This window comes from Pseudomonas sp. GV047, from assembly GCF_003058245.1.
Lineage (GTDB): Bacteria > Pseudomonadota > Gammaproteobacteria > Pseudomonadales > Pseudomonadaceae > Aquipseudomonas > Aquipseudomonas marginalis.
In genome coordinates, this window is the sequence record NZ_QCWA01000021.1 from 33,149 (window position 1) to 48,261 (window position 15,113).

Below are 15,113 nucleotides of genomic sequence, written 5' to 3' on the forward strand. Positions count from 1 at the left end.
TTTGGCGATGTCCTTTTTGGAGAGATGCCATGGTTTTCATGTACCCAAAGCCGTCACGCGCTGAACGTGAGGCGGCAACCAGCGGTCGGCTCGTCTTGGATAGCTCACCCAGTTTTGGCTATATTTGGCCAAAATACGCGGAGCACCTCATGATTACCGTACCCTTGGGCGAAGCAAAAAATAACCTGTCAAAACTGGTGGATGACGCCGCCGCCGGCAAAATTATCACCATTGCCAAGCATGGGCGTGCGATGGCACAACTTGTTCCCGTGGGGAAATCCAACGGTCAGCGAATTGGCGCGATGAAAGGAAAGCTCGTTGTCCCCGAGGACTTTGATGCGCCCCTGCCAGGCGATCTGCTGGATGCGTTTGAGAGCAGCCATCCATGAGGGTGCTGCTGGATACCCATGTTCTGCTCTGGGCACTGAGTGACGACCCGAAGCTATCCAGCAAAGCCCGACGACTGATCGAGAATGCCGCAGAGATCTACGTCAGCGCGGCAACCTTCTGGGAAATGGCGATCAAGGTCGGCCTTGGAAAACTCGATGCAGACCTGGACGAAATCCGGGGATACTGCCTTGAAAGCGGTTTCGTCGAACTGCCCATCACCTCGGAACACGCGATCGCCGTCAAGGAGCTTGAGCCTCATCACAAAGACCCTTTTGATCGGCTCATCGTAGCGACAGCCATCAGTGAACCGATGAGGCTATTGACCGCCGACACGCAGATTGCCCAGTACACATCCTTGGCAATCCTGGTATAGCCCGCACCTACGGCCTGGAACTCAGAACACCCACTGCCCGATCAACCACGCATTGGCGCCACTGATCAGCGCAAACAGAAACCATGCCAGCACCCGGGTGTGCAGGCGATTGACGAACGGCCCCATCAGCTGCTTGTCGCCGGTCATGCGGATCAACGGGTACAACGCAAACGGCAACTGCAGGCTGAGCACCACCTGGCTGAGGATCAGCAGCTTGCCAATGGCCTGGTCGCCCATCAACCACACCCCGAGAAACGCCGGGATCAGCGCCAGCCCACGGGTGATCAGGCGGCGTTGCCAGCAGGGAATGCGCAGGTTGAGATACCCCTCCATGATCACTTGCCCGGCGATGGTGCCGGTAAAGGTCGAGCTTTGCCCGGACGCCAGCAAGGCGATGCCGAACAGGATGCTGGCAAAGGCGCCGCCCACCAACGGGTCAAGCAAGCGGTAGGCGTCCTGGATCTCCACCACCCCAGTGTGCCCGGTCTTGTAGAAGGCGGAGGCCGCGAGTATCAGGATGGCGGCGTTGACCAGCAGTGCCAGGGCCAGGGAGCCAATGGTGTCGATCCGGGCCAGCTTGACCGCGTCCTGTTTGCTGGCGAGGTCTTTGCCGATCAGGCGGGTTTGCACGACCGAGCTGTGCAGGTAGAGGTTATGGGGCATCACCGTGGCGCCGAGAATACCGATGGCCAGGTACAACGGCGCGGCATCGCTGATGGCCGACAGTGATGGGGTGAAGCCGCTGAACACATCCGGCCAATACGGTTTGATCAGCACCAGCTCAATGAAGAAACACACGCCGATGGTCGCCACCAGCGCCAGCATGATCGCTTCCAGGCGGCGGAACCCCCGGTTTTGCAGGGCCAGGACCAACAGCGTATCGAAGGCGGTGATGACAATGCCGGTGGTCAGGGAAACGCCCAGCAACAGGTGAAACGCCAGGGCGCAGCCGAGTACTTCGGCGAGGTCGGTGGCGATGATGGAGATTTCCGCCAGCACCCACTGGGTGCGTGCCGAGCGTTTGCTGTAGCGCTCACGGCACAGTTGCGCCAAGTCCTTGCCGGTAGCGATACCCAAGCGCGAGCACAGGCACTGCACCGCCATCCCCGCCAGGCTGGCGAGCAATACCACGAACAACAGGCTGTAGCCGTAGCGCGACCCGGCTTCGATGGCCGTGGCCCAGTTGCCCGGGTCCATGTAGCCGATGGAGATCAGCAGGCCGGGGCCGGCGAACATCAGGATGCGCTTGAAGAAGGACGCCTTGGGGTCAACGGCAACGGAGCCGGCCACTTCCGGCGGGCAGAATGGAGCGGTAGCGATTTTCGGCAGGCTGAATTTCACGCGGTATCCCAGGCAAACACACTCGACAGGGGCTCAGCTTATCAGTCGGAAGCAACCGTGCGCATCACCGTCTTCCGAGGCAGGTCAAACGCCTCCACGACCTGCACCACCAGGTCCATCTCCTGGTTCAAGGCTTCACGCTCCATGCGCTGGCGAATCCCCCCAATCACCAGCACGGCCAGGGTGGTGATCGAGTACGCCGGGCCGGAAAACGCCCGTACACCACTCACCAGCAGCATCGCCGCCGCCAACGCCTGGCCGACCACCGGGATCGCGGAGGCCGCACCCCGACGCAGGATAAACCCGGTCAACCCGGCCAGCGCCGTGCCGCTCAACGCCGTAGTGGCTGTTCGGCCGAGATCGAAACGGCTGAACAGACCCTGCTCCTTTTGCGCGGCCGCCTTGAGCTCAGCATCGAATACCTGGCGGTCGGCGTGGCTGAGTTTGTCCTTGTACTGCTCGAGCAGCTTTTCCGCGACCCGGGCTTCGAGGTCAGCCAATGCCACCGTTTCAACGGGCTCGGCAAACTTGATTCCCAGTCGCTGCGCCACCTCTTCGGCAATCTGCCGATAGTTCACGCCATGGCCACGGGCCAGGTTCATAAAGCTGTCGCCGCCCATGCGCTGCAACTCGATGGCCAGCTTGAGCGGCTCGCGCACCGTGGCGTCGATCGATGCACTGCGCTTTTGCGCCATCAATTCGGCCAGGAACGCCAGCTCCTCCGGCCGCGCCTGCACCAGGGCCGCAAACAAGTCGGTGTCCTCTTCGGCAAAGCGTACCTCGCTGCTGCGCTGGTCGGCGCGGATCAGGCCGCGCCGCTCCTGCAACAGGTCGGTGTACTGCACCACGGTCTGCAACTGCGGCCAGTACGCGGCATGATCAAAAGTAGCCAGGTGCACATTGGTAACCTTGGCCTTGAGTGCCGGCGTCACCGGGATCGCATACCGGCCGATGCACCGCTCGGTGTCCGGCTTCATGGCCAGGGCCCAGTCCTTGCTGGAGTGGCAATTGATCACCCGCCCCTTGAGCGGCGCACACACCTCATCCCAAGGGCTGGACGTACAGATCGCCCCGCCCATCAACAGCAGGTTGTCCAACGGCAGTTCCCGGGCGGTATCCGGGCTGGCCAGCAGGCTCTTGACCAGAATCCGCGCCCCCAGGGAATGCCCGATCAGGTTGATACGCCGCACCTCCAGCGCCTCGCCATGCAGGTAGCTGGCCAGCTCCGGCAGCAAGCTCCTGGCCACTTCGTCCACCCGCGCCTCGACGCTTTTATAGTGGTCGAGAAAATAGGCAATCGCCTTGCCCACGCCGACGGTCGCGGCACCGATGCTGCCACCCCCCAGCATCGCGGCGATCACCTCCTTGAAGGGCGCAAACAGGTTTTCCAGGAAATGCCCCGCCGGCCAGAACAGCATCAGGTTGGTCGACCCCTCGATACCCGCCAGCTGTTGCTTGAAATTGCCCAGCTGTTGCCGGTTAAAGAACGCCGAGTAACCGTGAACATAGAGATTGAGCACATCGCCCTGAGGCTCGCCGCACAATACGAACGTGGGCTTGCGGGTGCGGTGCATTTCATCCCACTGGTGCTGCATGGGCCGGTGACTCCTGGTGACGAGGGACGGCGATAATAACAAAGGGAGGCCTGCAGAACGGTGAATCCTGACCGGCGTGGCGGTCGCGAAGGCTCAGAACTGCGCCGCAGCCTTTGATTTGGCCAGGTAGCGCGCCGGCGAATCCCCCAGGTTGCGCCGGAACACGGAGGTGAATGCACTGGAACTGCTGAACCCCAATTCGAACGCGACATCGGTGATGGACGTGCCATGGCTTAGCCGTGCGGTGGCTTCCAATAGGCACACCTGTTGGCGCCAGGACACGAACGTCATCCCCGTGCCCTCGTAGAAATGGCGGGTGAAGGTGCGCCGGCTCATGTTCGACCAATCAGCCATCTCATCGAGGGTGATTTTCTGCGTGGGCGCATCCAGGAAGCGCTGACATGCTCGCGCCAGCCGCGGCTCGCGCGGCAATGGCGCGCTGAGTGGCAGCTCGGGCATGGCTGCGATTTCATCAATCAACAGCGTCAGCACGCAGTGATGCCTCACGCTGGGTAATGCCGAGGAGTCGATAGCCAGCGCCGCCTCCAGTAAATGCCTGAGCAGGGGCGACACTTCAAACACCTGGCAGCGCTCCTGCAACCGCGCCCGCTTAGCGGCATCGGCGTCCAGGTAGGTATTGAGCATCACCACATCCCCGCGCATATGCATTTCATGGGGCACACCACCCGGCACCCAGATCGCCCGTTGCGGCGGTACCACCCAGTTGCCGAGATCGGTGAACATTTTCAGCGCGCCGGTGGAGGCATAGGCGAACTGCCCACGTGAGTGCGTGTGCCGCTCAAAGACGGTGCCGCAAGGGTATTCGCGCAGCGTTACCACGGCTTCTGGGCTGGCGGAATCAAAGGTCGGAATCATGGCCCGATTCTGTCAAAAGATGGCCTTGTATAGCAAGCGGGCCAACCCGCCCCTCCCTAACATCAACGCCCTCGAAAAGCGTCATGACCAAGGGAACATTCCATGCTGAAAAAACACCTGGCGTTAGCCGTGCTCGTCACCCTGGTATGGGGGGTGAATTTCCCCATCACCAAACTCGGCCTGCGCTCGGTCGACCCTTTTGTCCTCACGGGCATCCGCTTTTCCCTCGCCGCCCTGCCGCTGGTGTTCTTCATCAAGCGCCCCGCCGTCAAATTCAGCTACGTGGCCGCCTACGGCGTCATCTTCGGGCTGGGCATGTGGGGCGTGATCAACTATGGCATCGAGAGGGGTGTGAGCCCCGGCATCGCGTCATTGATCATTCAACTCAGCGTATTTTTCACCATGGGCTGGGGTTGCGTGTTGTTCAGGGAAACACTCCGCGGGACGCAAATGGCGGGTGCATTTATGGCCCTGATCGGCCTGGCAGCTATCATCTCCACCCGAGAAGGCAGCCACGCAGTGCTGGGTGTGATGTTGATCGTACTCAGTGCGCTGGCCTGGAGCGTGGGTAACGTCATCGTCAAGAAGTCGGGGGTCACTGAGGTCTTCTCGTTCATGGTGTGGGCCAGCCTGTTTCCGCCGATCCCGTTATTTCTCATGGCGTGGCTGATGCATGGCAGCGCGCCGTTCGAAGGCTTGCAATCCAGCCTCGACATTATTGCGATCCTGTCCATTCTGTTTCAGGTGTACCTGGCGACGCACTTTGCCTACTGGGGCTGGAACTCGCTGCTCAAGCTGTACCCGGTGTCCATGGTGGCGCCACTGTCGTTGTTGATTCCGGTGTTCGGGATCAGCAGTTCGATGCTGCTGATTGGCGAGCGCGTTCCCGCGCCAGACCTGATCTCGATTGCGATCATCGTCGTCGGCCTGGCCGTGGGTTTGTACCGCAAGCCGGCGTGAACCGCCCGCCGCCAGACACACACTGGCGTGTTGTCCCCTCAAACGCAGCAAAAACACAATTTTCGAAAGGTAAAAAGCGCTCTAATACCCTCCTGTCGATTGGTTTTAAAGATCCTGGAGTTCGCAATGCCCCATGAAGGCAATCTGTTACAAGCAGCCGTGGTGTTCCTGCTCGCCGCCGTGCTGACCGTGCCCCTGGCCAAGCGCCTGCAATTGGGCGCGGTGCTGGGCTATCTGTTTGCCGGTGTGATCATCGGCCCGTCGGTATTGGGCCTGATCGGTAACCCGCAAAGCGTCGCGCAGTTCTCCGAACTGGGCGTGGTGTTGCTGCTGTTTATCATCGGCCTGGAGCTGTCGCCCAAGCGTTTATGGGTGATGCGCAAGGCGGTATTTGGCGTCGGCCTGGCCCAGGTGCTGCTCACCGGCCTGGTCATGGGCGCGGTGGCGTTGTGGCTGTTTGGCCAGTCGTGGAACAGCGCCATCGTGCTCGGCCTTGGCCTGGCGCTGTCGTCCACCGCGTTCGGCCTGCAAAGCCTGGCCGAGCGCAAGGAGCTGAACCAGCCCCACGGGCGCCTGGCGTTTGCGATCCTGCTGTTCCAGGACATCGCCGCGATCCCGTTGATTGCCATGGTGCCGCTGCTGGCCGGCAGCGATCATCCGGCCACCGAAGCCCAGGGCCTGCAACACGTCCTGCAGATCCTCGGCAGTATTGCCGTGGTGATCATCGGCGGGCGCTACCTGCTGCGGCCGGTGTTTCGCATCGTCGCCAAGACCGGCCTGCGCGAAGTGTCCACCGCCACCGCCCTGCTGGTGGTGATCGGTACCGCCTGGCTGATGGAACTGGTGGGCGTGTCCATGGCCCTCGGCGCCTTCCTCGCCGGCCTGCTGCTGGCGGACTCGGAGTACCGCCACGAACTGGAATCCCAGATCGAGCCGTTCAAGGGCCTGCTGCTGGGGCTGTTCTTTATCAGCGTGGGCATGGGCGCCAACCTCAGCCTGCTGCTCAGCTCGCCGCTGGTGGTGATCGGCCTGACCCTGCTGTTGATCGGTTTGAAGCTGCCGCTGCTGTACGCCGTGGGCCGCATGGTAGGTGATCTCAACCGCGAAAGCGCCCTGCGCCTGGGTGTGGTGCTGGCGGCGGGCGGTGAGTTCGCCTTTGTGGTGTTCAAGATCGGCCGCGACCAGGGCCTGTTCGAACCGCACCTCTACGACGTGCTGGTGCTGACCATCACCCTGTCCATGGCCGTCACCCCGCTGTTGCTGCTGGTCTGCCCCAAGCTGTTCAAGCCCAAGGTCAAGCCGGTGGAAGTACCGGAGGAATACCGCACCATCGAAAGCGATGCGCCGCGCGTGGTGATCGCCGGCATGGGCCGTATGGGCCAGATCGTCGCGCGGATCCTGCGCGCGCAGAACATCTCCTTCATCGCCCTCGACACCTCGGTGGAAACCATCGAACTGACCCGCAGTTTCGGCGGCATGCCGGTGTTCTACGGTGATCCGCAACGTCCGGAGATCCTGCACGCCGCCAAGGTCGACCAGGCCGAGTTCTTCGTGATCGCCATGGACGACCCGGAGATCAACATCAAGACCGCCGAACTGGTGCGCAACCTCTACCCGCACATGCAGATCATCGCCCGTGCGCGTAACCGCCAGCACGTGCACCGCCTGGTGGACCTCGACGCCTCGCCGGTTCGCGAGACCTTCTACTCCAGCCTGGAAATGAGCCGCCGTACCCTGGTGGGCCTCGGGTTGACCCAGGCCCAGGCCGATGCCCGCATCACCCGCTTCAAGAACCACGACCTGCAAGTGCTCGCCGCCCAGCACGCGGTGTACGACGATGCGGCCAAGGTGATGCAGACCGCCCAGGAAGCCCGGGCGGAACTGGCGCGACTGTTTGAAATGGATCGGCTTGAGGAAGAGTCCGACAAGGTGTGAGGCTAAGGGCGAACGATATTGCGAATTTTCTGACAGAATGTGCCGCAATCTCGTTCACCCCTGGAGCGCTTCATGGCCACGTTCACCAAGACCGCTATCCTGCTGGCCCTCGCGCTGACCGCCGGCAGCGTCTTCGCCGCCGCCAAGCCGGCCACGCAAACCATCTCCACCCTGGGCGGTAAGTTCAACTTCAACCTGCCCAAGGGATATGCCGCCGACACCCTCCCGGCCGGCAAGGCCGAGGACGGCAGCGCCAATACCCAAGGCACGATGTACGCCAACCAGAGCACGAAAAGCGTGGTGATCGTCGCCGAAACCGTGCGTAACGACGGGGTGAGCATCAAGGACAACGACCCGCAGTTCCTCGATGGTGCCGTGGCCGGTTTCGTCAAGGACCAGAGTGCTGCCCTGCCCGACTTCAAGAAGCTGAGCGAGAAGAAACTGACCTTCAAGGGCCTCGGCCTGCGCCAGGTGGACAGCACCGCCACCCAGGGCGGCGGCAAGACCTTGAACTCCACGTTCCTCGGCGGCTCCGGCAACCACTTGCTGGTAATCCAGGCGATCTCGCGGGCCGATGATGCGAAGGGGCATGCAGAGCTGGTGAAGCAGATTACCGGCGGCAAATAACAAAGAGTCCTGACAACACCCATCAAAGGTGGGAGGGAGCTTGCCCCCTCCCACCTTTGTTCAGCGCGCTCACTTCAAACTCGTTTCCAGCCAGGCCTTTAGATCCTGCACCTCCGCCTCACTGACCGTGTGGTTCATCCCCGGATAGCCATGAAACTCCGGCTTCAACCCAAGCCCCACCAACACCTCATTCGCCCGCGTCGCCGAGGCATAGGGCAGTGCCTGGTCCAGGGTGCCATGGCCAATAAAGATCGCCAGGTTGTTCAAGCGTTGATCCGGCTTGAGCTCAGCCTTGAGCACCGGCAGCACGCTGCCACTCAGCGCCGCAATGCCACGCACCAGCTGCGGGTCACGTAAAGCCACCTCATACGCCATGATCGCGCCCTGGCTGAACCCCACCAGGAATACGCGGTCAGGCTGGGTGTGATACTTCGCGGTGGCTTGGCCGACAAAATCCTTGATCAGTTGGGCGCTGCTGTGCAAATCGGCGGTCACACCATCGTAATCGCCGTCACCTGGGGTCTTGGTAAACCAGCGAAAGCCATTCGGTTGCACCGGCGTCGGCGCACGGGCCGAGAGGTAGGTCCAGGTGGACGGCAGTGCGTCCTTGATGCCGAACAGGTCTTCCTCATTGCTGCCGAACCCGTGCAGGAAAATCACCAGCGGCTCGTTGCGCGCATCGCCCTGGGTCTGTTCCAGGTACGCCAGCGGCAAATCGGTGTGCAACTCGGAATCGGCGTGGGCAACGCCGGCCATCAGGGTCAGCGCCAAGGCAAACAGTTTGAGCATGGGAAATGACCTCAGGGTTTGCGCAATAAATAGGTGTCCATGATCCAGCCATTCTCAAGGCGCGCCGCCTTGCGCACCCGTTCGATCTGTTCCGCCACGTCACTGACCTTGCCGCTGATCAATATCTCATCCGGCGTGCCCAGGTAGGCGCCCCAGTAAATCTCCAGGTCCTGATCAGCCACCGTGCGGTAGGAATCTTCTGCGTCGAGCATGACCACCAGGGTATCGGCCTCGCTGGCCTGCCCCGCCGCCAGGCGACGCCCCGTGGTGATCTCGATGGACTTGCCGATACGGTTCAAGGGCACCTTATGCTGGGCCGCCAGGGCCTGCACACTGGTGATGCCGGGAATCACCTCGAATTCAAAGGCGCAGCGGCCACTGGCCAGGATCGCCTGCAGGATCCGGATGGTGCTGTCGTACAGTGCCGGGTCGCCCCAGGCCAGGAAGGCGCCCACTTCACCGTCGGCCATTTCTTCGTTGATCATGCGCTCGAAGGTGGCCTGCTTGTCGCGGTTGAGGTCCTGCACGGCGGTGGTGTAGTCGACGTCGCCGCGTACGCGCTCGGGGCATTCGGCCTCGACAAAGCGGTAGCCGGGTTCGGTGATATAGGTCTCGCAGATCTCACGGCGCAGGTCGATCAGCTTGTCCTTGCTCTGGCCCTTGTCCATCAGGAAAAACACGTCGGTGCGGTTCAGCGCCTTCACGGCCTGCATCGTGATGTAGTCAGGGTTGCCGGCGCCAATGCCGATGATCTGGATGCGTTTCATGGGGTGCTCTCATTGCGGGGCGTGGATTTTGCCATGTTCACGCCCTCAGGCGTGAGTTTCCAGGCGCAGGCGCCACACCGTGTTGAAGCGCAGCTCGGTGGCGGACAGCGGCTCGACGTCGATCCGGTAGAACATCGACACCGGGCACTGCATGACATGCAGCAACGCGGCGCGGACGACAAAGGGATGGGTGATGGCCACGATGTGCCCGGGCTGGGCCTCCAGGGTTTGCATCCACTGCGCCACCCGCCTGCACACCTGATCGACCGACTCGCCGCCATGGGGCGCGCTGGCGCTGTCAGCGAGCCAGGCCTGCAACTCATCGCCGTGCAGGCGACCAATGTCCACACCTTTCCATCGTCCGAAATCGCCATCGCGCAGGGCATCCTCAATCACCGCGTCACTGCCGAACAGTCCTGCAGTCTGCCTGGCGCGTGCCTCGGGCGCACACACCAGGCGCGGGGTTTTCTTATAGCGCCCGGCCAGGGACAGCGCGGCGGCTTGCCAATCCATCGCCACGGACTCGTTATCGGGAAAACGCCCGTACTGTTGAGCAGGCGTGGCGGCGTGGCAAATGAGGGTCAAGCGGGTGGCCTGCATCACTGCTCGCTCTGCATCGGGATAGGGCTCCGTATACACCAGAAACACATGGGCGGAACTGCCGAGTTTAGACATGCCACTCCCTACAAGCCACAGGTCGCAGGCAACAAAACGCGATTACGGTGTCGTCTTTTCCCTGACCATTACGAGAAAATCCTATGACCATCATGTCCCAGCCGGTAACCGTACAACCACAGCCAGCCACAACCCGATCATCGGCGAGCGCTCAGGACGGCGAACCGTCAGTACAGGGCAGGACCAAACGGTCACTGATTCAAACCGTCACACAGTGGCCTGTGAATCCACCGCCCAGCCCCAGGGATCCCCATTTTCAACACACCCTGGAACAAAGCAAGCAACTGCTGCACAAGAGCGATAAGGAAATGGCGTTCCAGTATTGCGCCGCATTGATGCTGCTGGAAAGTCGCAAAGGTTCTGTTCCGAAAACCGCCGACCAGCCTCCCACGGTCACTGACATTCCACCGTTTTCCACCTTCGGCCAGGCTTGGGCACTCTTCACACTGGCGCTCAAACAAGAGCCGTTCGCAAGCTATGCCAAGAACCACAACATCGATATTTCCAGCCTCAGGTGGTTCCCCCATGCGGACTCGATGGAATGCACTATCAATGGCAAGACTCAACTTTTCTCCCACGCGACACCTGGCTGGCGAGAAGCCAGCGCCGCTGTCGCAGCCGCGGCAAAAGAGGTGGCTGCCGGTCGAGTTGAATCGTTCCAGTACACCGGCGAACACAGTGCCCCGATTGACGTAGTGGGTAACTTCTATGGCGAAGAGCCCGCGAGCCGTCAGATCAACCTGCTCAGTTCAATCCGCAGCCTCCAGGGCGGCACCTTCAAATCCCTGATGCCCCACAACGGTCCGTTGGCGCCGCAATTCATGCGCGTCAGGAAGGCACAAGGCGAAGTCGAGAACGCCATCGCCACGGCGACCTACAACGAAACCAGGGGTGTAGCAGATGCCAACCGCACGCCGACAATCTCGCAACGTGTCGAGGAGGCCGACCGGGAACTTGCCCGTGATGTCAGCAGATGGGTGGGAGTCAAAGCCACAGGCGGCCAGAACGAAGCGACTGAATTGACGGTCTCCGACCTTCCTAAGGATTCATCCTATATGCAGGCAGTGCAAGCCTATAAAGAGGCTCTCTCCAGCGATACTTTCAAGAAGTTCATGCAAACACACTGCGTAGATCCAAGAACTGTAGAAATCGATAATAAAGGGACTCTGTTTTGCAAGATAAGGAGCTCGGACGGCAGCTTCAAATGGATCCATTTCCCGGTTAAAAATCGACATTGGAAACCCATTCAAGATGACATTTTGAAAGCGGCGCGCGAGATAAGGGGTAGCAGTTCGCAGAGATTGCAGAACTATAACTACGTTAGGGAAAATCTCCCCATGGCGGGCATTCTGGATTTTTACGGAGTCCGCGAGCATTACGGCTCACCGCAGTGGCTCGAACAAAGCGCAGCACTCATTCGCGATGGGTTCCCTGCCCTGGACAAAGACAATCCTCCAAACGACCCACTCTCCCTTGCTGTGCGCGAACACCAACAGGCAGCCAAACAGCGCCTGGCGCATACGGAAGGACTCCCCCCGCCAAGCTTCCCCGTTCCCACAACGCCGTTCAGACGCAACCAGATCGACGCGGCCATACCTACGCCGGCCATGCCATCCGCCCAGCCTGTAACGCCAGCGGATATCATCGGACAGCGTCTGTTTGGGGGCGAACCGAACCGTCAAACAGTGGTAGCCGGATTGCTAAAGGATGCCATCAGCACGGCATCTCCCTCTCTGAACGTCGATGTCCAGCAGTTGGCCTTCGCCGCCCCGGACCCGCAGAATCCGGGCCAGTTCCTGGAAACACCCCTTATGGAACTCGCCCTTAACCATATTGCCGGTGCCGATGCACCGGTGTTCAGCCATGACGGCAAGTTTGTCGACACGCGTGCGAACGCGCAGGCACTTACGGGCAATCCGCCGGGCACCGCGCTGAACATCGATAGATCGGCGCTGCAAACGGCTATCAGTCAGTTGCCAGGCAAGCTGGACGAAGCCATGCAAGCAGCCAGGCTCGATTATTGGGGCAAGCCACCTTTCAATGAACCCGCCCCTGGTGTCGGTGCCGACGCGTCCATTTTCGGCGGAGATCGCCGATTGATGCTCGGTGAACTGATGCGCAGCAACCTGCTCCTGGCCAGTATGAAACACCCTGGGTTGAATGACATGCAACGGGAAACCCTCGACCTGGTGGCCAGGTACCCCCACGGCTCGACACGCCCCAAATTGGCGGATAGCTCCGTAACCGTGTTCGCTTTCTCCAGCACCGACAATGCCCGCCCCGATACCCCGCAATCCCTGACCCCCAACCTGGTCATAGAACGTATGTACCCGGGGCGTACGCTCGTGCTGGTGTGCGAGCCGAGCGGCAAGGTGACCCCCTACAACTCGTTGAATGCAGCCAAACAGGCGTGGGAAGGGAACCTGAAAATACAACAACCGAACGCAACGTTCAGCACTGAAGTGACCAAAGTGGATGCCGATGCGTTCTATATCCAGGCAAGCAATCTTATCAACAGAAACAACGCGGATGCAGTCACCACCTACCCTGCACTGCTCTCCTCCCAGCCCTCTGACGCAGCCGCGGAAAAGGTGTCCGACTGGATAAAAAACACCACCGATGTCAACCGTTTCATGCTGTATGAGCTCACCACGGAATTGGCGGGCTACATGCATCGCAACAAAGAACAAACCTATAACAGCGGGATCCCTGACCTCCACACGTATATACAGGACCAAGTAAAAGCCCTCTCACCGCCCCCCTTCACCTGTGATATCGATGATGTGGAAGTGCACTACTCCACGAATCTTGCCTACCTTACAACCCCGTTAGTGCGCCAAAAGTCCGGTAAAATGTCCCTCACCGAAGCGTTCATGCAGAACCTTGCACAGTTCATGTTCACCGAAGTAGAAGTACGAAACAAAACAACGGGAGCGCTTATACCCGCCCTAAGCAATAGAGATGCTTTCGACACGCTTATTGCGGGCATCGATGTCGGCAAGAACTATCCTGAGTTACTTAAAAAGGAATTGCTTGACGACCCAACTAAAAAGACAGAGCGCCAACAACGTTATGGGCAGCAAGTGCCCATTGAATTAAAAATCAAAGCCCTGGAACTGACCGCCAAAGGCGAGTCCGGCTTCGATAACGCAATGGGGTTTCGCTATCTCCAGGCAATTCTTGATCCCACGCCAGGCAATAAAACGGTTGACGGCAAAGAGATCACAATGCGTCCATTGGCGTTCGTACGTCAGCCCGGCAGCAGCCCTGACGTTGTTGAGAATATGTTCCTGATCGAACCCAAGGACAGCACCCAAGGCCCTCATATTCTCTATCGCCCACTGATGAACGATGCACCTTTGCTGCAGTTTCCTTCGCGGCAGGCATTGATGGAAGCCATCCAGAAGCCCGGAAAGTTGCAAACCGATATTATTGCCTGGCTACCGGATGAGTCCAGCCGCACGGTTTATCGCCATGGAGGGTTCAGCGAACCTCACCTGCCAGCTAACCGAGTTTTTTTTAGTGACTTCAATGCATTGCGAAAGCCGGATGCGCCGACGATCGCCACCGCCGGAACTGCGATGGATGACCTGCAAACAAAACTGCAATCCGGTCAATTGATGAACTATCTGTACGAGGCCAATGCCAAGGCCATGATCTCGTTGCAAGAACAGCACACGGTTTCGGATTCGGAAAGTCGGTGGGCGACACTGAAAGAAGGTGGATTTATGGTCCTCTCCGCAGTATTGCCCGTTCTTCGCGGACCCGCTGCCGTCCTCGGCATGGCAATGCAGCTTTACGGCGTCCTTGGCGATCTCGAAACTCTGACTAATGAAGAAGAAGGTAAAAAGGGCGATAAACTAACCGCCGCAGCCGATCTGTTGGTCAACTTCGCAATGTTGCTGTTTCTTCATCGTGCTGCAGGATCAAGATCTGCTGCACGTTCAAACTCAAGCAGTGCCGTCGGCATGCTGCCCGAAAATAGTGGGCGACCGCCACTAACTGACAATGCCTTCGTGTCAGGAGGCCGCATCGAACCACCAACAACGGTCGTTGAAAACAATCGTGTGCCCACCACCGAAGTAACAACCTCGACTGCAACAGATGGAACGCAATATCGCCCCGTCATTGAAGCCTTCGAAAAAGACGGATTACTGATCAGAACCCTTCAGCTCAGAAACGCGCATCTGGAGTTTCATAACACCGGTGAGACCCTTGACAACATTCGCGCACAGGGCGATGCCAACAGAGGACATGGAGGGCTGCGCAAATGGAGCCTGGCTCAAGCAGACTTGCTGCCCAACTACTACAAAATGGGTGACAACGCTGGAGCCCTGCCGCGAAACATGGCCATCTTGGCGTTTCCGGAAAAACTCCAGAACAACATCACCGCCATACATGAAAAAGATGCCTTCTCTGGGAACATCCAGGCCGACACGCGTTACATGGGGCAGGAGAACGCCCGCAAAGGCATGCAAGACTTATTGACGGAACTGAAAACCCAACAAGGCGAGCATCCCGACAACCCACTTGAAAACAGCGAAATCCAGACAGTGGGCGTGCCACCCGACGCACTGGCCGGCCTGGTTTTCTATGGTTCAAACGGTCAGACCTGGGAGGCCGCCAAGCCACAGTTTCAGAGAGCCATTAACCGAGCCGGCCCCGAGTTCGATGGGAAGTCATATCCTGTCTTTACCTACAAGGTCGAGGAAGGTAAAACCAGACTGGTATACCTCGAAACACTCAAGGTTGATACCAAGGCAAGCTAACGACACCGTTAGCCTC

The 15,113-nt window shown here is 59.7% G+C and carries 12 protein-coding genes; 6 read left to right on the forward strand and 6 right to left on the reverse strand.

Going from position 1 to position 15,113, the window contains the following annotated elements:
* Positions 1-38: 38 nt before the first annotated feature.
* Both C8K58_RS30930 and C8K58_RS30935 read left to right on the forward strand, forming a co-directional pair.
* A complete protein-coding gene (locus C8K58_RS30930) occupies positions 39-389 on the forward strand; it encodes a type II toxin-antitoxin system Phd/YefM family antitoxin (RefSeq protein ID WP_371263389.1) in 351 nt (116 codons plus the stop codon).
* Positions 386-763: a type II toxin-antitoxin system VapC family toxin gene (locus C8K58_RS30935; RefSeq protein ID WP_027607516.1), complete on the forward strand. Its 378-nt coding sequence runs from the start codon at positions 386-388 to the stop codon at positions 761-763. Before C8K58_RS30930 ends, C8K58_RS30935 begins: the two co-directional genes overlap by 4 nt.
* Positions 764-784: 21 nt before the next feature.
* Here the strand turns inward: C8K58_RS30935 and C8K58_RS30940 are convergent, their stop codons facing one another.
* The 3 genes from C8K58_RS30940 to C8K58_RS30950 all read right to left on the reverse strand — a co-directional run bounded on the left by C8K58_RS30940 (position 785) and on the right by C8K58_RS30950 (position 4,575).
* Positions 785-2,104, reverse strand: a complete 1,320-nt coding sequence (locus tag C8K58_RS30940) for an Nramp family divalent metal transporter (RefSeq protein ID WP_027607517.1) — start codon at positions 2,102-2,104, stop codon at positions 785-787.
* Positions 2,105-2,145: 41 nt separating this feature from the next.
* Positions 2,146-3,699, reverse strand: a complete 1,554-nt coding sequence (locus C8K58_RS30945) for a DUF726 domain-containing protein (protein WP_027607518.1) — start codon at positions 3,697-3,699, stop codon at positions 2,146-2,148.
* 93 nt (positions 3,700-3,792) lie between these two features.
* Positions 3,793-4,575, reverse strand: a complete 783-nt coding sequence (locus C8K58_RS30950) for a helix-turn-helix domain-containing protein (protein ID WP_027607519.1) — start codon at positions 4,573-4,575, stop codon at positions 3,793-3,795.
* Positions 4,576-4,677: 102 nt separating this feature from the next.
* Between C8K58_RS30950 and C8K58_RS30955 the strand changes: the two genes are divergently transcribed.
* The 3 genes from C8K58_RS30955 (at position 4,678) to C8K58_RS30965 (ending at position 8,097) form a co-directional block, all read left to right on the forward strand.
* Positions 4,678-5,535: an EamA family transporter gene (locus C8K58_RS30955; protein ID WP_108574851.1), complete on the forward strand. Its 858-nt coding sequence runs from the start codon at positions 4,678-4,680 to the stop codon at positions 5,533-5,535.
* Between the two features lie 126 nt (positions 5,536-5,661).
* Positions 5,662-7,470 carry a monovalent cation:proton antiporter-2 (CPA2) family protein gene (locus C8K58_RS30960; protein ID WP_092357729.1) on the forward strand — a complete coding sequence of 603 codons (1,809 nt, stop codon included), beginning with the start codon at positions 5,662-5,664 and terminating at the stop codon, positions 7,468-7,470.
* A gap of 72 nt (positions 7,471-7,542) precedes the next feature.
* Positions 7,543-8,097 carry a hypothetical protein gene (locus C8K58_RS30965; protein WP_027607522.1) on the forward strand — a complete coding sequence of 185 codons (555 nt, stop codon included), beginning with the start codon at positions 7,543-7,545 and terminating at the stop codon, positions 8,095-8,097.
* A gap of 69 nt (positions 8,098-8,166) precedes the next feature.
* Here the strand turns inward: C8K58_RS30965 and C8K58_RS30970 are convergent, their stop codons facing one another.
* The 3 genes from C8K58_RS30970 to C8K58_RS30980 are packed head-to-tail and all read right to left on the reverse strand — an operon-like array spanning position 8,167 to position 10,253.
* Positions 8,167-8,886 carry an alpha/beta hydrolase gene (locus tag C8K58_RS30970; protein ID WP_027607523.1) on the reverse strand — a complete coding sequence of 240 codons (720 nt, stop codon included), beginning with the start codon at positions 8,884-8,886 and terminating at the stop codon, positions 8,167-8,169.
* An 11-nt stretch (positions 8,887-8,897) separates the two neighbouring features.
* Complete coding sequence (gene cobF, locus C8K58_RS30975; protein ID WP_027607524.1) at positions 8,898-9,653, reverse strand: precorrin-6A synthase (deacetylating); 756 nt, start codon at positions 9,651-9,653, stop codon at positions 8,898-8,900.
* Positions 9,654-9,698: 45 nt separating this feature from the next.
* Positions 9,699-10,253, reverse strand: a complete 555-nt coding sequence (locus tag C8K58_RS30980) for a histidine phosphatase family protein (RefSeq protein WP_027607525.1) — start codon at positions 10,251-10,253, stop codon at positions 9,699-9,701.
* Between the two features lie 158 nt (positions 10,254-10,411).
* Here C8K58_RS30980 and C8K58_RS30985 point away from each other — a divergent pair, with 158 nt between their 5' ends.
* Positions 10,412-15,097, forward strand: a complete 4,686-nt coding sequence (locus C8K58_RS30985; RefSeq protein WP_133822157.1) for a dermonecrotic toxin domain-containing protein — start codon at positions 10,412-10,414, stop codon at positions 15,095-15,097.
* Positions 15,098-15,113: the final 16 nt, after the last annotated feature.

What these genes read in the sequence shown, in the direction of transcription:
- C8K58_RS30930 (WP_371263389.1), top strand. Translation starts at nt 39, where the DNA reads ATGTACCCAAAGCCGTCACGCGCTGAACGTGAGGCGGCAACCAGCGGT.
- C8K58_RS30935 (WP_027607516.1), top strand. Translation starts at nt 386, where the DNA reads ATGAGGGTGCTGCTGGATACCCATGTTCTGCTCTGGGCACTGAGTGAC.
- C8K58_RS30945 (WP_027607518.1), bottom strand. Translation starts at nt 3,699, where the DNA reads ATGCAGCACCAGTGGGATGAAATGCACCGCACCCGCAAGCCCACGTTC.
- C8K58_RS30950 (WP_027607519.1), bottom strand. Translation starts at nt 4,575, where the DNA reads ATGATTCCGACCTTTGATTCCGCCAGCCCAGAAGCCGTGGTAACGCTG.
- C8K58_RS30955 (WP_108574851.1), top strand. Translation starts at nt 4,678, where the DNA reads ATGCTGAAAAAACACCTGGCGTTAGCCGTGCTCGTCACCCTGGTATGG.
- C8K58_RS30960 (WP_092357729.1), top strand. Translation starts at nt 5,662, where the DNA reads ATGCCCCATGAAGGCAATCTGTTACAAGCAGCCGTGGTGTTCCTGCTC.
- C8K58_RS30965 (WP_027607522.1), top strand. Translation starts at nt 7,543, where the DNA reads ATGGCCACGTTCACCAAGACCGCTATCCTGCTGGCCCTCGCGCTGACC.
- C8K58_RS30970 (WP_027607523.1), bottom strand. Translation starts at nt 8,886, where the DNA reads ATGCTCAAACTGTTTGCCTTGGCGCTGACCCTGATGGCCGGCGTTGCC.
- cobF (WP_027607524.1), bottom strand. Translation starts at nt 9,653, where the DNA reads ATGAAACGCATCCAGATCATCGGCATTGGCGCCGGCAACCCTGACTAC.
- C8K58_RS30980 (WP_027607525.1), bottom strand. Translation starts at nt 10,253, where the DNA reads ATGCAGGCCACCCGCTTGACCCTCATTTGCCACGCCGCCACGCCTGCT.
- C8K58_RS30985 (WP_133822157.1), top strand. Translation starts at nt 10,412, where the DNA reads ATGACCATCATGTCCCAGCCGGTAACCGTACAACCACAGCCAGCCACA.